This window comes from Rhodococcus sp. BP22 (assembly GCF_014281965.1).
Classification (GTDB): Bacteria; Actinomycetota; Actinomycetes; order Mycobacteriales; family Mycobacteriaceae; genus Rhodococcoides.
Genome location: NZ_JACFTB010000004.1, coordinates 246155 through 261448 on the forward strand (window position 1 = coordinate 246155; position 15294 = coordinate 261448).

14 protein-coding genes are annotated in these 15294 nt (G+C 62.9%); 6 read left to right on the forward strand and 8 right to left on the reverse strand.

Annotation, left to right across the window (positions count from 1 at the left end; all coding sequences use genetic code 11):
* Positions 1-10: 10 nt before the first annotated feature.
* Together H2510_RS10775 and sucB are read right to left on the reverse strand one after the other, a co-directional pair.
* Positions 11-901 (reverse strand): TIGR01777 family oxidoreductase, encoded by an 891-nt coding sequence (locus H2510_RS10775; RefSeq protein ID WP_186628317.1) that lies wholly within the window; start codon positions 899-901, stop codon positions 11-13.
* Between the two features lie 160 nt (positions 902-1061).
* Positions 1062-2825 (reverse strand): 2-oxoglutarate dehydrogenase, E2 component, dihydrolipoamide succinyltransferase, encoded by a 1764-nt coding sequence (sucB, locus tag H2510_RS10780; protein ID WP_186628318.1) that lies wholly within the window; start codon positions 2823-2825, stop codon positions 1062-1064.
* Positions 2826-3205: 380 nt separating this feature from the next.
* On the opposite strand from sucB, the gene H2510_RS10785 reads away from it, so the two are divergent.
* Positions 3206-3535, forward strand: a complete 330-nt coding sequence (locus tag H2510_RS10785; RefSeq protein WP_186628319.1) for an oxidoreductase — start codon at positions 3206-3208, stop codon at positions 3533-3535.
* Between the two features lie 58 nt (positions 3536-3593).
* Here H2510_RS10785 and H2510_RS10790 read toward each other — a convergent pair whose 3' ends face one another.
* A complete protein-coding gene (locus H2510_RS10790) occupies positions 3594-5111 on the reverse strand; it encodes a leucyl aminopeptidase (protein ID WP_186628320.1) in 1518 nt (505 codons plus the stop codon).
* A gap of 91 nt (positions 5112-5202) precedes the next feature.
* Here H2510_RS10790 and gcvT point away from each other — a divergent pair, with 91 nt between their 5' ends.
* Together gcvT and H2510_RS10800 are read left to right on the forward strand one after the other, a co-directional pair.
* Positions 5203-6318 (forward strand): glycine cleavage system aminomethyltransferase GcvT, encoded by a 1116-nt coding sequence (gcvT, locus tag H2510_RS10795; RefSeq protein WP_186628321.1) that lies wholly within the window; start codon positions 5203-5205, stop codon positions 6316-6318.
* Between the two features lie 32 nt (positions 6319-6350).
* The gene (locus tag H2510_RS10800) at positions 6351-7454 is read left to right on the forward strand and encodes a branched-chain amino acid aminotransferase (protein WP_186628322.1); all 1104 of its coding nucleotides are present in this window, start codon (positions 6351-6353) and stop codon (positions 7452-7454) included.
* 2 nt (positions 7455-7456) lie between these two features.
* Here H2510_RS10800 and H2510_RS10805 read toward each other — a convergent pair whose 3' ends face one another.
* From H2510_RS10805 to H2510_RS10820, 4 genes are read right to left on the reverse strand one after another with little or no spacing between them, the layout of a single operon-like run.
* Positions 7457-8209, reverse strand: coding sequence for an adenosylcobinamide-GDP ribazoletransferase (locus tag H2510_RS10805; protein WP_186628492.1), 753 nt, complete (start codon positions 8207-8209; stop codon positions 7457-7459).
* A gap of 12 nt (positions 8210-8221) precedes the next feature.
* A complete protein-coding gene (cobT, locus tag H2510_RS10810) occupies positions 8222-9313 on the reverse strand; it encodes a nicotinate-nucleotide--dimethylbenzimidazole phosphoribosyltransferase (RefSeq protein WP_186628323.1) in 1092 nt (363 codons plus the stop codon).
* Complete coding sequence (gene cobU, locus H2510_RS10815; protein ID WP_186628324.1) at positions 9310-9885, reverse strand: bifunctional adenosylcobinamide kinase/adenosylcobinamide-phosphate guanylyltransferase; 576 nt, start codon at positions 9883-9885, stop codon at positions 9310-9312. The genes cobT and cobU overlap by 4 nt, the downstream gene beginning before the upstream one ends.
* Before the next feature lie 4 nt (positions 9886-9889).
* A complete protein-coding gene (locus H2510_RS10820) occupies positions 9890-10546 on the reverse strand; it encodes a DUF3043 domain-containing protein (protein ID WP_136171993.1) in 657 nt (218 codons plus the stop codon).
* A gap of 126 nt (positions 10547-10672) precedes the next feature.
* Here H2510_RS10820 and H2510_RS10825 point away from each other — a divergent pair, with 126 nt between their 5' ends.
* The 3 genes from H2510_RS10825 (at position 10673) to H2510_RS10835 (ending at position 13271) form a co-directional block, all read left to right on the forward strand.
* Entirely contained in the window at positions 10673-11752 is a 1080-nt protein-coding gene (locus H2510_RS10825) for a glycerate kinase (RefSeq protein WP_186628325.1), read from the forward strand.
* A gap of 66 nt (positions 11753-11818) precedes the next feature.
* Positions 11819-12169, forward strand: a complete 351-nt coding sequence (locus H2510_RS10830) for an iron-sulfur cluster assembly accessory protein (RefSeq protein ID WP_084346648.1) — start codon at positions 11819-11821, stop codon at positions 12167-12169.
* A 127-nt stretch (positions 12170-12296) separates the two neighbouring features.
* Positions 12297-13271, forward strand: coding sequence for a carbohydrate kinase family protein (locus H2510_RS10835; protein WP_186628493.1), 975 nt, complete (start codon positions 12297-12299; stop codon positions 13269-13271).
* 95 nt (positions 13272-13366) lie between these two features.
* Here H2510_RS10835 and asnB read toward each other — a convergent pair whose 3' ends face one another.
* On the reverse strand, positions 13367-15292 hold the full coding sequence (gene asnB, locus H2510_RS10840; protein WP_186628326.1) for an asparagine synthase (glutamine-hydrolyzing): 1926 nt from the start codon (positions 15290-15292) through the stop codon (positions 13367-13369).
* Between the last annotated feature and the right edge of the window lie 2 nt (positions 15293-15294).

A 15294-nucleotide genomic window follows, 5' to 3' on the forward strand; every position in this document is an offset into this window, starting at 1 on the left:
CTACGCCGAGTCAGCGACCGACAGCTACTCGCAGTGCCTCGCCGATCGTGTTGTGCGCAAAAACGAATCCGGTGTCTTCCAACACCTTCGGGATAGCGCGAGGTCCGGTCAGAATTGCTTCCTGGGCAAATTCGCCGATGACCGCTCTCAATGCGAATCCCGGTACAGCCCAGGGCGCAGGCCTATGCAGTGCACGGGCCATGGCGCTGTTGAACTGAGCGTTGGTAACGGGAGTAGGACCGACCATGTTGACCGGGCCTGATACCGACTCGTTCTCGATGCCATGGATGGTCGCCGCGATCTCGTCCTCGAGTGAGATCCAGGGAAAGTACTGTCGGCCGCTGCCGAGGCGTCCACCGAGTGCCATCAGATAGAGAGGCCTCAGCTTGTCCAGCATTCCGCCGCGTTGCGACAAGACCACGCCACTGCGCAACATGATTGCTCGGACTCCGCCGGCCGTAGCGGCCGAAGTCGCGTTCTCCCAGTCTCGACACACTTCCGCGAGAAACCCCTCGCCGACAGGTGCCGTTTCGTCGACCACCCGGTCGCCGGTATCGCCGTAGAAGTTGATCCCGCTCGCATTGACCAGCGTCGGAACCTGAAACTTTGCGCAGTTCTCCGCCAGCACCTCGGTGGGAGTTATCCGACTGTCCCGCACCTTCTGCTTGTAGGCGCCCGACCATCGCTTGTCTCCGATGCCTACCCCACAAAGGTTGACCACAGCGTCTGCACCACGCAAGGCGCGATCGTTCAACGAACCCTGCGGCGGGTCCCACTCGAACTCGTCCGGACCGACAGGTGCTCTACGAACCAATCTGGAAACCTCGTGCCCCTTGCCTCGCAACGAGGCGACCAGCGCGGTACCGATCAATCCGGAAGAACCAGCAATGACTACACGCATGAATTCGAAAGCCTCCTCGACAGAACCGGGGCATCATCCGCCAAGCGGATGATGCCCCGACACTGTTAGTTCGGTTCCCCGTTGATCCGAGGATCGGCCGAGCGCTGAACCTAGGCTCACCTGCAGTCCACAGTACAGACTGCTCGGCTTTCGACCCGGTCTAGAGTCCTAGGTCCGCTTCGAACGATGCCATCTCGAGCCGCTGCTTGATGGTGCTCAGGAAACGGCCTGCGTCCGCGCCGTCGACCAGCCGATGGTCATAGGTCAGCGGCAGGTAGCACATCGACCGGACACCGATGGACTCGTTGCCTGCGTCGTCCTTCACCACGACGGGACGCTTGACGATCGCGCCCGTGCCGAGCATGGCTGCCTGTGGCGGTACCAGGATCGGGGTATCGAACAACGCGCCCTGACTGCCGATGTTGGTGATCGTGAACGTGCCACCGGACAACTCGTCGGGCTTCAGGCCACCTGATCGAGCGCGAGTGGCGATGTCGTTGATCGCCCGGGCAAGACCAGCCAAGGAGAGATCGCCCGCGTTGTGGATGACAGGGGACAGCAAGCCCTGCTCGGTGTCCACAGCGATACCGAGGTGAACCTCGGCGTGATAAGTGATCTCCTTGGCTTCTTCGTTGATGCTGGCGTTGACATTCGGGTGGGCCTTGAGAGCCTCGACGACTGCCTTCGCGAAGAACGGCAGGTACGTCAGATTGACGCCTTCGTTCTCCTGGAACTTGGCCTTGGCCTTGGCACGCAGACCTGCTACCCGGGTGACATCGACCTCGAAGGTCTGAGTCAGCTGAGCAGAGGACTGAAGAGACTCGCGCGTCTTCTTCGCCGTGATCTGGCGAATGCGGTTCATCTTCTGCGTGGTTCCGCGTAGATGCGCCAGTTCTGGTCGCACTCCGGCAGTAGCCGGTGCAGCAGGCTTCGACTCGGCTGCCGGAGCAGCAGCGGGAGCTGCCGGAGCCTTCTTCGCCTCGGCCGCTGCAAGGACGTCCTGCTTACGGACCCGTCCACCGACACCGGTGCCCTTGACCGTGGACAAGTCCACGTCGTTGTCCGTCGCGAGCTTACGAACCAGAGGCGTGACGTAAGGGGATGCGTCTGCGGAGGGAGCCTTCGCAGCTTCCTGCTTGGGAGCTTCCTGCTTGGGAGCTTCCTGCTTGGGTGCCTCCTGCTTGGGTGCTTCCTGCTTGGGTGCTTCCTGCTTGGGTGCCTCCTGCTTGGGAGCTTCCTGCTTGGGAGCAGGCTTTGCCGGCTCCGGAGCCTTGGCAGCAGGGGCGCCCGTGCCGATCACGGCCAACTGGCCGCCGATTTCGACGGTGTCGTCTTCTTCGGCGCTGATCTCGAGGAGCGTTCCCGCCACCGGGGAGGGAATCTCGGTGTCGACCTTGTCGGTGGACACCTCCAGCAGAGGCTCGTCCACGGCGACCTCGTCGCCTACGGCCTTCAGCCAGCGCGTGACAGTGCCTTCGGTGACCGACTCACCCAGCTCCGGCATCTTGATCGGGGTACCCGAAGAACTGGAGTCGGAGCTCGCGGCCGGAGCACTCTGTGCCGGTGCTTCTTCCTCCGCCTGCGGCTCCGGTTCTGCAGCAGCCACAGGTTCGGCGGCGGGCTCTGGCTCGGCGGCGGGTTCTTCGGCAGCAGGCTCGGGCTCGGAAGAGGACCCGGAAGCCTCACCGGCTTCGCCGATCTGTGCGAGCTCGGCGCCGATTTCGACGGTGTCGTCTTCCTGAGCCACGATCTTCGTCAGAACACCAGCAGCGGGGGACGGGATTTCAGTGTCGACCTTGTCGGTCGACACTTCGAGCAACGGCTCGTCGACCTCGACGGTGTCGCCCTCCTGTTTGAGCCACCTGGTGACAGTTCCCTCGGTGACGCTCTCACCAAGAGCTGGCATCTGGACGGAGAAGGCCATGTCTGTTGACTCCTCGACAGTTGTGTGCGGGTAATTTAGTTCTTACGACTTGTGGTCGTAGACCATTGTGCTGGCGTTGCAAGGTTCGCGGACGATACTTGCGGTAATTGCGATCTTCGGCGCTGTCTGTGTCCGCGCCGAATCGAAGAAAACGTCTTTCCACGATCCACGGACTTTTACTGCAGACACGTAGACGCCCTTTCGACGAGACCGGAAATCGTTCTCTACAACGAGAGAGTTGAACCCTCTATCTTCATCCTTCCATCCTTGGAGTTCCCACGTTCCCCGAGGGGCTGCCCTCGCGCTGGCAAACTCATGAGTAACAAGGCTTGTGCGAACGCGAAGGTCGATCTTCACGCACCCGAGACAGGAGTGGTTCAGTGAGCTTGTTCGATCGTCTCACTCGACGCAGTGGCAAAGGTAGAGGCCCTCGAGAGGGGTCGGTAGCGCAGTATCTCGCGGACTGGACGGCGGCGAGAATCGGCGTCGAAGCATTCGTGGAGCCGAAGACGACAGTGACTCCTGTCACCGTCGTTCTGGTGGCAAACGATGGTGAGTGGACTCGGCGCGTCGTGGATGAGAAACACATCAGAAAGCTTGGACCCGACCTGAAGATCCCCGTCTACGACGTCCGAAAGACGGGCTATCCCCAGCGGATGCGAGATCACGATGCTCGACAGCGAATCCTCAAGCGCAGGGCCACCGAATAGCGGTGGATGATCCGAGCGCCCCCCGGCGCACTCGGATCATCCACATGGTGTGACGCGTCTAACCGTTCTCGACGATGTCTTCGAGAACGGCGAACATCGTGCGGACCGGTACTCCGGTTCCGCCCTTGCCGATATAGCCGAAAGGGCCTCCGGTGTTGAATGCCGGACCGGCGACGTCGATGTGCGCCCACTGAACGCCGTCTGCGACGAACTCCTTCAGGAACAATGCCGCGGCCAGCATCCCGCCCGCACGTCCGTTGGTGACGTTGGCGAGATCGGCGACTCGCGAGTCCAACTCGCGTCGAATCTCACCTGGGAGAGGCATGGCCCAAGCGTCTTCGCCCACGGCCTGCGAAATCGCGGCGACGCGGTCGCGGAACTCGTCGGTGCCCATGACTCCCGGCGTCCTGTTGCCGAGTGCGACGACCTGCGCACCCGTCAGCGTTGCGGTATCGATCAGGTAGTCGGGATCGTCTTCGCATGCACGCACGATGGCGTCGGCGAGTACCAGTCGTCCTTCGGCGTCGGTGTTGATGACCTCGACCGTGATGCCGCCGTACTGCGTCAGTACGTCGCCCGGCCGTTGTGCAGTGCCGGACGGCATGTTCTCCGCCATGGGAACCGTGGCGACGACATCGAGTTCGAGACCCACCTTGGCAGCGAGAATCACGGTCGCGATCACGGCTGCCGCACCGGCCATGTCGGAGGTCATGTTTTCCATGCCGGCAGCAGGCTTGATCGAGATGCCGCCGGTGTCGAAGGTGATTCCCTTCCCGACCAACGCCACCTTTTTGGACTTCCGTCTACCACCGGAGTGCGTCAGACGCACCAACCTGGGCAGACGTGAGGAGCCCTTGCCGACGCCGTGGATTCCGCCGTAGCCGCCCTTCTCCAAAGCCTTGTCGTCGAGAATTTCGACCTTCAGTCCGGCATCGGTGCCCAGTGCCTTCGCGCGTGCGGCGAATTCCTCCGGGTACAGGTGGCTGGGTGGGGTGTTCACGAAGTCGCGGGCGATCGCGACGGACTCGGCAATGGCAACCGAACGGGTCAGCTCGTCCTTGGTCTCACGTGCGCGTGGGTCCGCTACGAGCAGTTCTACGCGCCCGAGGGGTCCGGCTTCCGGAGCAGGTGCCGACAGTGCAGATCTGAACTCGGTGAAGGTATAGGCACCGAGGAAGAATCCTTCTGCCGCGGCGCCCAAGTCGAGGGCAGAGAGCGTCGTCGCCGCGATCGCAGTTCCCGACAGCGCGCGAGCTGCAGTTCCGGCGGACCGGCGGATGCGTTCGGTGTCGATGTCGGCCGACTTGCCCAGCCCGACTGCGAGGACACTCGTCACGTCCAGCGCTGAAGGGGCGGGAATGCGGGTGATCTCGTCAGCCTTGCCTGTTGCACCGACAGCCTCGAAGGCATCGAGCAACTCGGCGGCGAGCGCATCTCCGGAGATGTCGTCGGTGATGACGAGTTCCAGTCCGTCTTCACTTGTACTGAGTGCGACGACGAGAACGTCGACATCTTTTCCGAGGCGGCCGGCCAGCACCAGCTCGGGTCCGAGAGTGCGGGGTGAAGTCGATGGCACGTGGCAGCTCCTGAAGGATTGATTGTTCTCGGTCGTACACGATCGTAGTGACTCGGGCCCGACGGGCGGCCGTCCGCTAGCGTTGGCCGCTATGAGTGCAGAAGAACTTGCTCGCGGACCCGTACACGCCGTCCACGCCGAACTGGGAGCGACGTTCGCGCCTTTCGGTGGATGGGAGATGCCTGTCTCCTACGTCGGTGTCGTAGCGGAGCACAAGGCGGTCCGTGCCTCCGTCGGCGTCTTCGACGTCAGTCATCTCGGGAAGGCGTTGGTCGAGGGACCCGGTGCGGCGGACTTCGTCAACTCCACGCTGACCAACGACCTCACCCGGGTGGGCCCAGGGAAGGCGCAATACACGTTGTGTTGCAACGCGTCAGGGGGAGTGGTGGACGATTTGATCGCCTACTTCGTCTCGCCCGAAGAGGTCTTCCTGATTCCGAACGCCGCCAACACTGCGTCGGTCGTTGCAGCGTTGACCGCCGAGGCTCCCGAAGGCGTCGTCGTTCGCGACCAGCATCGTGATTTCGGCGTGTTCGCGGTGCAAGGGCCTGACTCTCGAGCTGTGGTCGAGCAGTTGGGTCTCCCAGTGGATTTGGAGTACATGGCTTTCGTCGACGCGCAGTGGTCCGACGCCGAAGGCAACGAGGTGCCGGTGCGGGTGTGCCGCACGGGTTACACCGGTGAGCACGGATACGAACTGGTCTGCTCCTGGAACGACGCCGAGGCGCTGTTCCGTACCCTCGTCGACGTCGTGAAGCTTTACGACGGTCAGGTAGCCGGCCTCGGTGCGCGAGATACCCTGCGTACCGAGATGGGTTACCCACTCCACGGTCATGAGCTCTCGCTGGACATCTCGCCGCTCCAAGCCCGATGTGGTTGGGCTATCGGATGGAAGAAGGACCGATTCTGGGGCAGGGACGCTCTGCTTGCAGAAAAGGCGGCGGGTCCGGCGCGAGTGCTCCGTGGCGTCAAGGCTCTCGACCGCGGGGTACTGCGGCAGGGACAGAACGTAGTGGTGGACGGCGGCGTGGTCGGCGTCACGACGTCAGGGACGTTCTCGCCCACGCTCGGGGTCGGAATTGCGCTTGCACTAGTGGACGCCACAGCGGGGGTGGCGCCGGGTGACATCGTCGAGGTCGATGTCCGTGGCCGGGCACTGCGATGTGAGATCGTCGCCCCGCCTTTCGTTGCAGCGAACACCAAGTGAGCGGGCTTCGACGCGTTCGATAAGCTCAGTGCATGACAGGCTTTCCCGAATTCACCCGTGTGCAGCATCCTTCTCCGGCTCCTTCGGAGGTCAGAGAAGAAGTATTGGCTGCGCCCGGGTTCGGGAAGTTCTTCACCGATCACATGGCAGTGATCGACTACACCTCGGAGAAGGGCTGGTACGGCGCGACCATCGCGCCGTACGGGCCGATCGAGTTGGATCCGGCTGCGATGGTCCTGCACTACGGACAGGCGATTTTCGAAGGGTTGAAAATTTACCGTCAGCCCAACGGGGATCTCTCCTCGTTCCGCGTCAATGCCAACGCCGAGCGGTTCAAATCCTCGGCACGGCGGTTGGCGATGCCAGAGCTTCCCACGGAGCTGTTCATCTCCTCGATCGAGGAGCTGCTTGCCGTGGATCGCGAGTGGATCCCGGCGGCCGGTGGCGAGGACGCCCTCTACCTTCGCCCGTTTATGTTCTCTACCGAGGCGGGGCTCGGTGTCCGGCCCGCCGACGCTTACCGGTACATGCTCATTGCCTCCCCTGCCGGGGCGTACTTCCCTCGTGGTGTCAAACCGGTCAGCGTGTGGCTTTCGACCGAATATGTACGCGCCGCTCCCGGTGGTACCGGAGCGGCCAAATTTGCCGGCAACTACGCGGCATCGCTGCTTGCGCAGGCGCAGGCCAGCGATCAGGGCTGTGACCAGGTTGTCTGGCTGGACGCGATCGAGCGTCGCTTCGTCGAGGAAATGGGTGGCATGAACCTGTTCTTCGTCTTCGGCTCCGGTTCCGACGCACGTTTGGTCACCCCCTCGCTCTCCGGGTCCTTGCTCCCTGGAATAACCCGCGATTCACTCCTGGCGTTGGCGACCGACTCCGGAATCCCGGTGGAGGAGCGACGAATTTCGACCGATGAGTGGCAGAAGAAAGCCGAGTCCGGCGACATCACCGAGGTATTCGCCTGCGGAACCGCGGCAGTCATCACTCCCGTCGGCAGCGTCAAATCAGCGGACGGTGAGTTCACGATCGCCGACGGCGAACCGGGCAACATCACGCTCGCCCTGCGCGATACCTTGACGGGCATTCAGCGCGGCACCTTCGCCGACACTCATGGGTGGATGACCAAGCTCGGCTGAGTTCAGGATCCGATCAGCAAACCCACCACGGTGAGGGTGGTGGTGATTTCCAGAGCTGCGCCCAGCACGTCGCCGCTGAGACCGCCGAACCGTCGGACACAGTGGCGCACGAGAACTACGCCGATCGTCAACACAGCTGCTACGACTGCGGGGCCTTGCCACCAACGACCGTCCACGCAGCCGGTCGCTGCGACAAGCGCTGCGGCACACCAGAGACCGACCACCATGCGGCCTTGGGTGCCGGCAACGAGTGCGCCGAACCCATGGTCGACGGCTGGAAGCGTCCCACGTCGGCACGCGAGTACGACAGCGACACGACCTACCGCGACGGCCAGCACTATCGAGGAGAAAGCCTGCTGCTCCGCCAGCAGACCGAAGCCGGTGGCCTGAATTGCGAGGGTGAGGACGAGTGCAGCGACTCCGAACGGCCCGGCGCTTCCACTCTGCATGACTTCACGAGCTCGCTCGGGCGGGCCGTAGCAACCGAGACCGTCCGCCGTATCGGCAAGCCCGTCGATATGCATTCCGCGTGTCAGCAGGGCAAGCGCGCCGACGCCGAGCAGTCCGCCGAGCAGTCCGCCGAGCGAGAGCGCGTCCGCACACCAGACGGCGCCTGCCGCGAACACCCCGAGCAACAATCCGACGACAGGGGCGGACGACATGGCTTTGCGGGCAGCATCCCGATCGATGTGGTGCGGCCCCCGAACTGGAAGGACTGTCAACCAGGACAGGGCCAGGCGAGGGCCCACCCATATCGAATGCACTTTTCAGGCCTCGGACGGCGCTTCGGGCTTGGCGGCTCGGGTACTCACACCTGCATCTGCAAAGGTCGACATGTCCTTCAGCGCGGCGATGGCCGCGTGCACCAACGGTAGTGCGGCGAGAGCGCCCGAGCCCTCGCCGAGTCGCATGTCGAGCTCGAGCAGGGGTTCGATTCTCAAGTGGCGCAACGCAATCGAGTGCCCAGGTTCGGACGAGCGATGTCCGGCGATCCACCATTCGCGGGCCCCTCGCGCCGACTCCTCCGCAACCAACGCGGCCGCCGTGACGACGAGCCCATCGAGAATCACAGGCGTACGACGGTGTGCAGCTTGGGCGAGAAACCCGGCCATGGCGGCAAGATCCGCTCCACCGGCAACGCGAAGCAGCGCAACGGAATCCTTCACGACCGGACGGGCACGCCGCATGGCATCACGAATCGCCGCCGTCTTGCGGATCCAACCGGCATCGTCGACGCCGGTGCCGCGACCTACTGCGGCCACCGGTTCGGTGTCGGTGAGTACTGCGATCAATGTCGTTGCCGGAGTAGTATTTCCGATTCCCATGTCACCGGCGATCAGCAAGTCGGCACCGCTGTCGATTTCCTCGTCGGCAATTGCACGACCGGCCTCGATCGCAGCCAGAACCTCGGACTCCGACAACGCATCCTCACGGTCGATCGAACCACTCGACCGTCGGACCTTGTATCGGCTGATCGTGATATCGGTATCCGCGTCGACAGCGATATCGACGACACGGACCGTTGCGCCCGCCCCTGCGGCCAGTGCATTGACCGCCGCGCCACCGGCCGCGATGTTGGCCACCATCTGAATGGTCACCTCGGCGGGATAGGCCGAAACCCCGTGCGCCGCAACACCGTGGTCTCCGGCAAACACAACTACCCTGGGTCGGACCAGCGCGTGGGGCGGACATTGATCTTGGCACGCCGAAATCCACTCACCGATCTCCTCGAGTCGACCGAGACTGCCGGCAGGTTTGGTCAACGACTTCTGTCGTTCCGACGCCGCAGAGCGGGTCTGCGGCGACGGCGGAGCGACCGGGCGCAAAGGCGTCGAGTTCTCGGTTGTTTCGGACGTCACGGTTGCTGCTCAGCCTTTCGGAAAGGTGGAACCCCGGCACACTTGAGTGCGAGGGGAAGGCCGGCCACGACGAGTACGACGTCGTCGCAGACCTCGGCAAGCCGGGAATTGAGTATGCCGATCTCGTCTTGGAACAGTCTGCCCGCCCGAGTGTGTGGGATCACCGACAACCCCACTTCGGGAGTGACCAGCAAAAGGGTGCCCGTGCACTGCGCGACGGCGTCGACGAGCGCGTCGATCTCCGCCGCGATCGTGCCGCGCGGGCTGTCCCAGGCCGACCGGTCGTCGATGGTGTGGGTCAGCCAGGTGCCGAGATCGTCGACGAGCGTGACACCCGGTGTCTCGTCGACGATCAGCTGGGGCAGGTTCGTGGTCGCTTCCACGGTCATCCATGTTGCCGGCCGTCGAACTCGATGTTCTTCTATCCGCGCGTCCCAATCGGCGTCACCAGGGCGTCTTCGGCCGGTTGCGACGTATCTGACCGGTCCTGTCGTAGCCGCGAGGTGTTCTGCGTGGCTGGACTTGCCCGATCGCGCGCCACCGAGCAGCAGTGTGCGCTTGGGCAGCGTCATATTGTCAGACAGCTGCGCCGCGGTTGACGCGTGGCTGAGGGGCACGCATCTTGCGGATTTGCGAAGCACGAACGAACGCGTACCAGCCGAGCTTGAATCCGCCGTCGGTGGTGTCGGGGAAGCGAGCGCGAACGCGATTGTTGATCTGGCGGCCGATGAAGATTCCCTCGCCGACCATGAACAGCATCATCACGAACATCGCCAGCGTGACATACGCCTGAACGGCCGGATCGAGGAAGAGCGCGAAGATCAACAGAAGCGCGAGCGGCATGAACAAACCGACCAGATTCCGGCGGGCATCCACGAGATCACGGGCGTATGCCCGAACGGGGCCCTTGTCCCGCGGAAGTAGGAACTTGTCCTCGCCTGCGAGCATCCGCGCGCGGCGGTCGGCTGAGGATGCTCTGCGCTCCTCGGATGCCTTCTTGCGGTCGACTTTGGTTCCCTTATTCGCCTTACGACGCTCGCGGGCCTCTTTGCTCGTCATCGGCGGCGGCGCGACCGGACCGCGGCGTCGGGCTTCGGCCTCACGCCGTTTCGGCGTGGGGCGACCTTTGCCGACGATCTCGTTCGGCGGCGACACATCCGTCGCTGCCGACTCGACCGAGGCCGAATCGTGCTTGTCCGAATTGTCAGAGTTCCCGCGGCGTAGCAACTTCACTCACCCAGGCTATGGGATGGAACCGAATAGGTGAACATCGGCCACACCAACCCACGTCCTCGAAGCCTCCTCGAGCACGGCGGCCTCCACATGCAGCATCTCCACTGTCGACCTAGACTTTCGACGATGCGAGTGATGATTGCGCCTGATTCGTTCGGAAACACACTGAGCGCGAACGAGGCGGCCGACGCAATCGCCAGGGGTTGGCGACTCGGACGTCCGGGGGACGAGCTCGTGTTGGCGCCCCAATCGGACGGCGGTCCGGGATTCGTCGATGTGTTGGCCGTCAATCGTGGCGAAGTGCGCGAACTCGACGTGGACGGACCACTCGGGAAGCGGGTCAGGGCGCGGTGGCTGCTCGACGGCCGGACAGCGTTCATCGAAGCCGCCCAAGCATGTGGCTCGAGCCTCATCGATGGTCCACCGACCAATCGCAGTGCATTGCGGGCAAGTAGCGAGGGCGTCGGCCAGCTGATCGTTGCCGCCCTGGGTGTCGACGGCATCGAGAGGGTGTTCGTCGGTCTCGGCGGCAGTAGTTGTACCGACGGCGGACGGGGGATGGTCCGTGCACTCGGTGGACTGGCCGATGCCGCCGCACGACTGCAGTCGGTCGAACTGGTCGCGGCCACCGACGTCGAGAACCCGCTACTGGGCGAGCACGGCGCGGCACATGTCTTCGGGCCACAGAAAGGCGCGGATGGCGCGACGGTCGATGTTCTCGAAGAGCTCAACAGCGAGTGGGCCGCGACGTTGAAACGCGAGGCAGGAGCCGACGTCGCCGAGCTGCCGGGTGCGGGCGCTGCCGGAGGCATCGGTGCGGCACTGTTTGCGCTGGGCGGGCGGCGCGAGTCCGGTGCGGCCGTGGTGGCCGAACTCACCGACCAGACCGATCTACTGGAGTCGGTCGATCTCGTCATCACCGGTGAAGGCAAGTTCGACAGTCAGTCCCTTCGGGGCAAGCTCGTCACCGAACTTGCATCCGCAGGCGTGCGATCCGGAGCGCCGACGATAGTCCTTGCAGGTCAAATAGCTCTCGAGACCGCACAGTGGAAAGCCGCAGGTGTTTCCCGGGCGTATTCCGTAGCCGAATTCGCGGGTTCGGTGGACAAGGCGATGACCGATGCCGGGCCACAACTCGAGCTTTTGGCAGAGTACGCAGCACAACAGTTCGATCAAGGTACTGGAACATTACGCGGCGGGCTGTGAGGAATACATGTGTGCGGAGTACGGTTGAGTCGTTCACGGGTTGAGTACGACTGATAGGGAGAGCCCATGACCGTCTCGAACGAAACCATCACGCACAAGGTCACGATGACTGAAGCTGCATCATCGAAGGCCAAGGCGCTGCTGGACCAAGAAGGACGCGACGACCTCGCGCTTCGCGTTGCTGTGCAGCCCGGTGGCTGTGCGGGCCTGCGCTATCAGCTCTTCTTCGACGATCGCAGCCTCGACGGCGACCTCGCAGTGGACTTCAACGGAGTCACGCTGGCTGTCGACCGGATGAGCGCTCCATACGTCGAGGGTGCATCCATCGACTTCGTGGACACCATCGAGAAGCAGGGCTTCACGATCGACAATCCGAACGCAACGGGCTCATGCGCCTGCGGCGATTCGTTCAACTGATCTGAACCACCAACTCTGACCGGTACTGCATTTGCAGGTACCGGTCATAGTTGTGTTTGCACCAAGTTCTGGGGCGCCGCGCATTAGCATGGATCTCGCTCCGACCACCATCGAAAGGCTCAAGCACGTGACTCTCGCGGTATCGGGATCGATAGCCACCGATCATCTGATGCGGTTCCCGGGCAAGTTCGCCGAGCAGTTGGTTGCAGACCAGCTCTCCAACATCTCGCTGAGCTTCCTCGTCGACGATCTGGTAATCAGAAAAGGTGGAGTCGGCGGCAACATCGCCTACGCACTGGGTGTGTTGGGCGGATCCCCGCTCCTGGTGGGTGCCGTAGGGCCGGACTTCGGTGAGTATCGGTCTTGGCTGGAGTCCAACGGAGTCGATTGCACCGCAGTACGCGTGTCGGCGACGGCCCACACTGCGCGCTTCGTCTGCACCACCGACGTGGACATGGCTCAAATTGCGTCGTTCTACCCAGGTGCAATGAGCGAAGCGCGCGAAATCTCGATCGAAGAGCTGTCCGCAGAACGAACGCTGGAACTGGTATTGGTCGGCGCCAACGATCCTGACGCGATGATCGCCCACACTCAGCAGTGCCGATCGCTGAACATTCCTTTCGCCGCAGATCCGTCACAGCAACTCGCGCGCCTGACCGGTGAACAAGCGGTCGATCTCATCGAGGGTGCGGCATACCTCTTCACCAACGAATACGAGTGGGGACTGCTGCGTCAGAAGTCGGGCCTGTCCGAGACGGAGATCGCGGCCAAGGTGGGAATTCGGGTCACGACGCTAGGCAAGTCCGGCGTCGAGATCGTCACTCCCGACGGCGTGCGCACGCACGTGGATGTGGTTCCCGAGAACAGCAAAGTGGATCCGACCGGAGTGGGCGACGGCTTCCGGGCCGGCTTCCTCATGGCACATCTCGCCGGCGCTTCCGTCGAGCGGGCAGCGCAGCTGGGCTCCTATGTGGCGGTCCTCGTCCTCGAGACCACCGGCACTCAAGAGTGGACTTTCGTTCGAGACGACGCACTCAAGCGTCTGAGCTCCGCCTACGGAGCTACCGCGGCCGAGCAGATCGGCGCGCTGCTCCCGGCTTAGCCTGGCGTTGATCGCACAGAAAGGGACCGTCACAACCGTCTGCACGGTTGTGACGGTCCCTTTCTGTAATCCAGCGGAACCTGTGTCCCGAGAGATCAGATTTCGACCGGGTAGGTCGGTTCGCTGATCTTCGGAACGATGCGCTTCTCCACGAAAATCCCGTGCCAGATCATGAAGATGAGAACGGTCCACAGCCGACGGCTGTGATCGGACCTGCCGTCGCGATGTTCGTTCAGCATTGCGGTGATCGCAGCCTTGTTCAGGATGTGATCCGTCTCGGACTCGGCGATTTGTTGGTGCGCCCAGTCGAACAATTCGGGACCCCGAAGCCAATGCCGGAGCGGAACAGGGAACCCCAGCTTGGCGCGATTGAGAACATGCCCCGGGACAATGCCCTGCAACGACTTGCGCAGTGCGTACTTCGTCGTGTCCTTGGTGATCTTCTGATCGAGCGGCAACCTCTCGGCTACGGCAAAAACCTCGGAGTCCAAGAATGGGACGCGCAATTCCAGCGAGTTGGCCATCGTGATCTTGTCGGCCTTGACCAAAATGTCGCCACGTAGCCAAGTGAACAGATCAAGATGCTGCATACGCGCAACCGGATCCCAGCCTCGGGTCTGCGCGTAGATCGGTGCCGTCACATCGGTGTGGGTCCACTCCGGACGGAAATCCCGCAGAACTGCACGGAGCTGAGCGTCGCCGAAGCTTCGGGCATTCCCGTAATAACGATCCTCGAGCGTCATGGATCCGCGATGAAGCAAACTCTTGCCGCGCGTACCGTCGGGAATCTTCTCGCTGAGAGCGCCTGCCGCGCGACGCAATCCGCGTGGAAGATACTCGAAAGGCTTGAGGGACAGTGGCTCTCGATAGATGGTGTAGCCGCCGAACAATTCGTCCGCGCCCTCACCGGAGAGTACGACCTTCACATGCTTTCGGGCTTCCTTGGCCACGAAGTAGAGCGGCACCAGTGCAGGATCGGCCACCGGATCGTCGAGGTACCAGACGATCTCGGGAATAGACGATGCGAACTCTTCCGGTCCGACGACCTTCACGACGTGTTTGGCACCGATCGCCGCAGCGGACTCGGCGGCTACATCTACCTCGGAATAGCCGTCGCGCTCGAATCCGGTGGTGAAGGTGATCAGATTCGGATTGTGGCGGATCGCCAGTGCTGCGATCGCTGTCGAGTCGATCCCGCCGGACAGGAAAGCGCCGACCGTGACATCCGCGCGCATGTGCTTGGCAACGGAGTCCTCGAGTGCGTCGGTGATCTCTTGATACCTCGCCGTCTCCGAACCGGCCACGAACGGCTTCACCGGGAACTTCGGAGTGAAGTAACGAGTGATCTTCGGCTGTGTGCCGGGGGAGAGGGTAGCCGAGCAGCCCGATTCGAGTCGCCGGATCTCTCGATGCAAAGTCTCGGGCTCCGGAACGTACTGGAGGACGGTGTAGTGCTGGATCGCTCGCGGGTCGAGTTCGGTACCGATACCGATCAGATCGGTCAGTTCGAGAAGACTCTTCTTCTCGCTCCCGAAGGCAGTACCGCCGGGCCCGGTGGCGATGAACAGTGGCTTGATGCCGAACGGATCTCTGGCCAGGAACATCGTGCGAGTCTCGGTGTCCCAGATCGCGAAGGCGAACATTCCGCGCAATCGGCGCAGCGCGTCGTGACCCCAGTAGTGGAATGCTGCGACGATCGACTCGCCGTCGCCCTCGGTGAAGAAGACAGCGTCGTGCTCGCGCGTCAACTCCTCACGTAGTTCCAGGTAGTTGTAGATCTCCCCGTTGAACGTCATCGCATAGCGAGTCGGATTTTCGGCGGGCCCCCAGCGAAGTGGCTGATGCGAATGCTCGATATCGATGATCGACAGTCGGTTGAATCCGAAAATTACGTCTTCGTCGTGCCAAGTGCCAGGTTCGTCAGGCCCGCGGTGACGCATGCAATGCATGGCGGAACCGACGAGGTCGACTCCTGCGTCGTCCGTGCCGGCCGACGTGAGCAGGCCTAGTAGTCCACACACAG

Coding starts and splice junctions, on each gene's coding strand:
- gcvT (WP_186628321.1), top strand. CDS start 5,203: ATGAGTGCAGAAGAACTTGCTCGCGGACCCGTACACGCCGTCCACGCC.
- sucB (WP_186628318.1), bottom strand. CDS start 2,825: ATGGCCTTCTCCGTCCAGATGCCAGCTCTTGGTGAGAGCGTCACCGAG.
- cobU (WP_186628324.1), bottom strand. CDS start 9,885: ATGACGCTGCCCAAGCGCACACTGCTGCTCGGTGGCGCGCGATCGGGC.
- H2510_RS10830 (WP_084346648.1), top strand. CDS start 11,819: ATGACCGTCTCGAACGAAACCATCACGCACAAGGTCACGATGACTGAA.
- H2510_RS10825 (WP_186628325.1), top strand. CDS start 10,673: ATGCGAGTGATGATTGCGCCTGATTCGTTCGGAAACACACTGAGCGCG.
- H2510_RS10775 (WP_186628317.1), bottom strand. CDS start 901: ATGCGTGTAGTCATTGCTGGTTCTTCCGGATTGATCGGTACCGCGCTG.
- H2510_RS10800 (WP_186628322.1), top strand. CDS start 6,351: ATGACAGGCTTTCCCGAATTCACCCGTGTGCAGCATCCTTCTCCGGCT.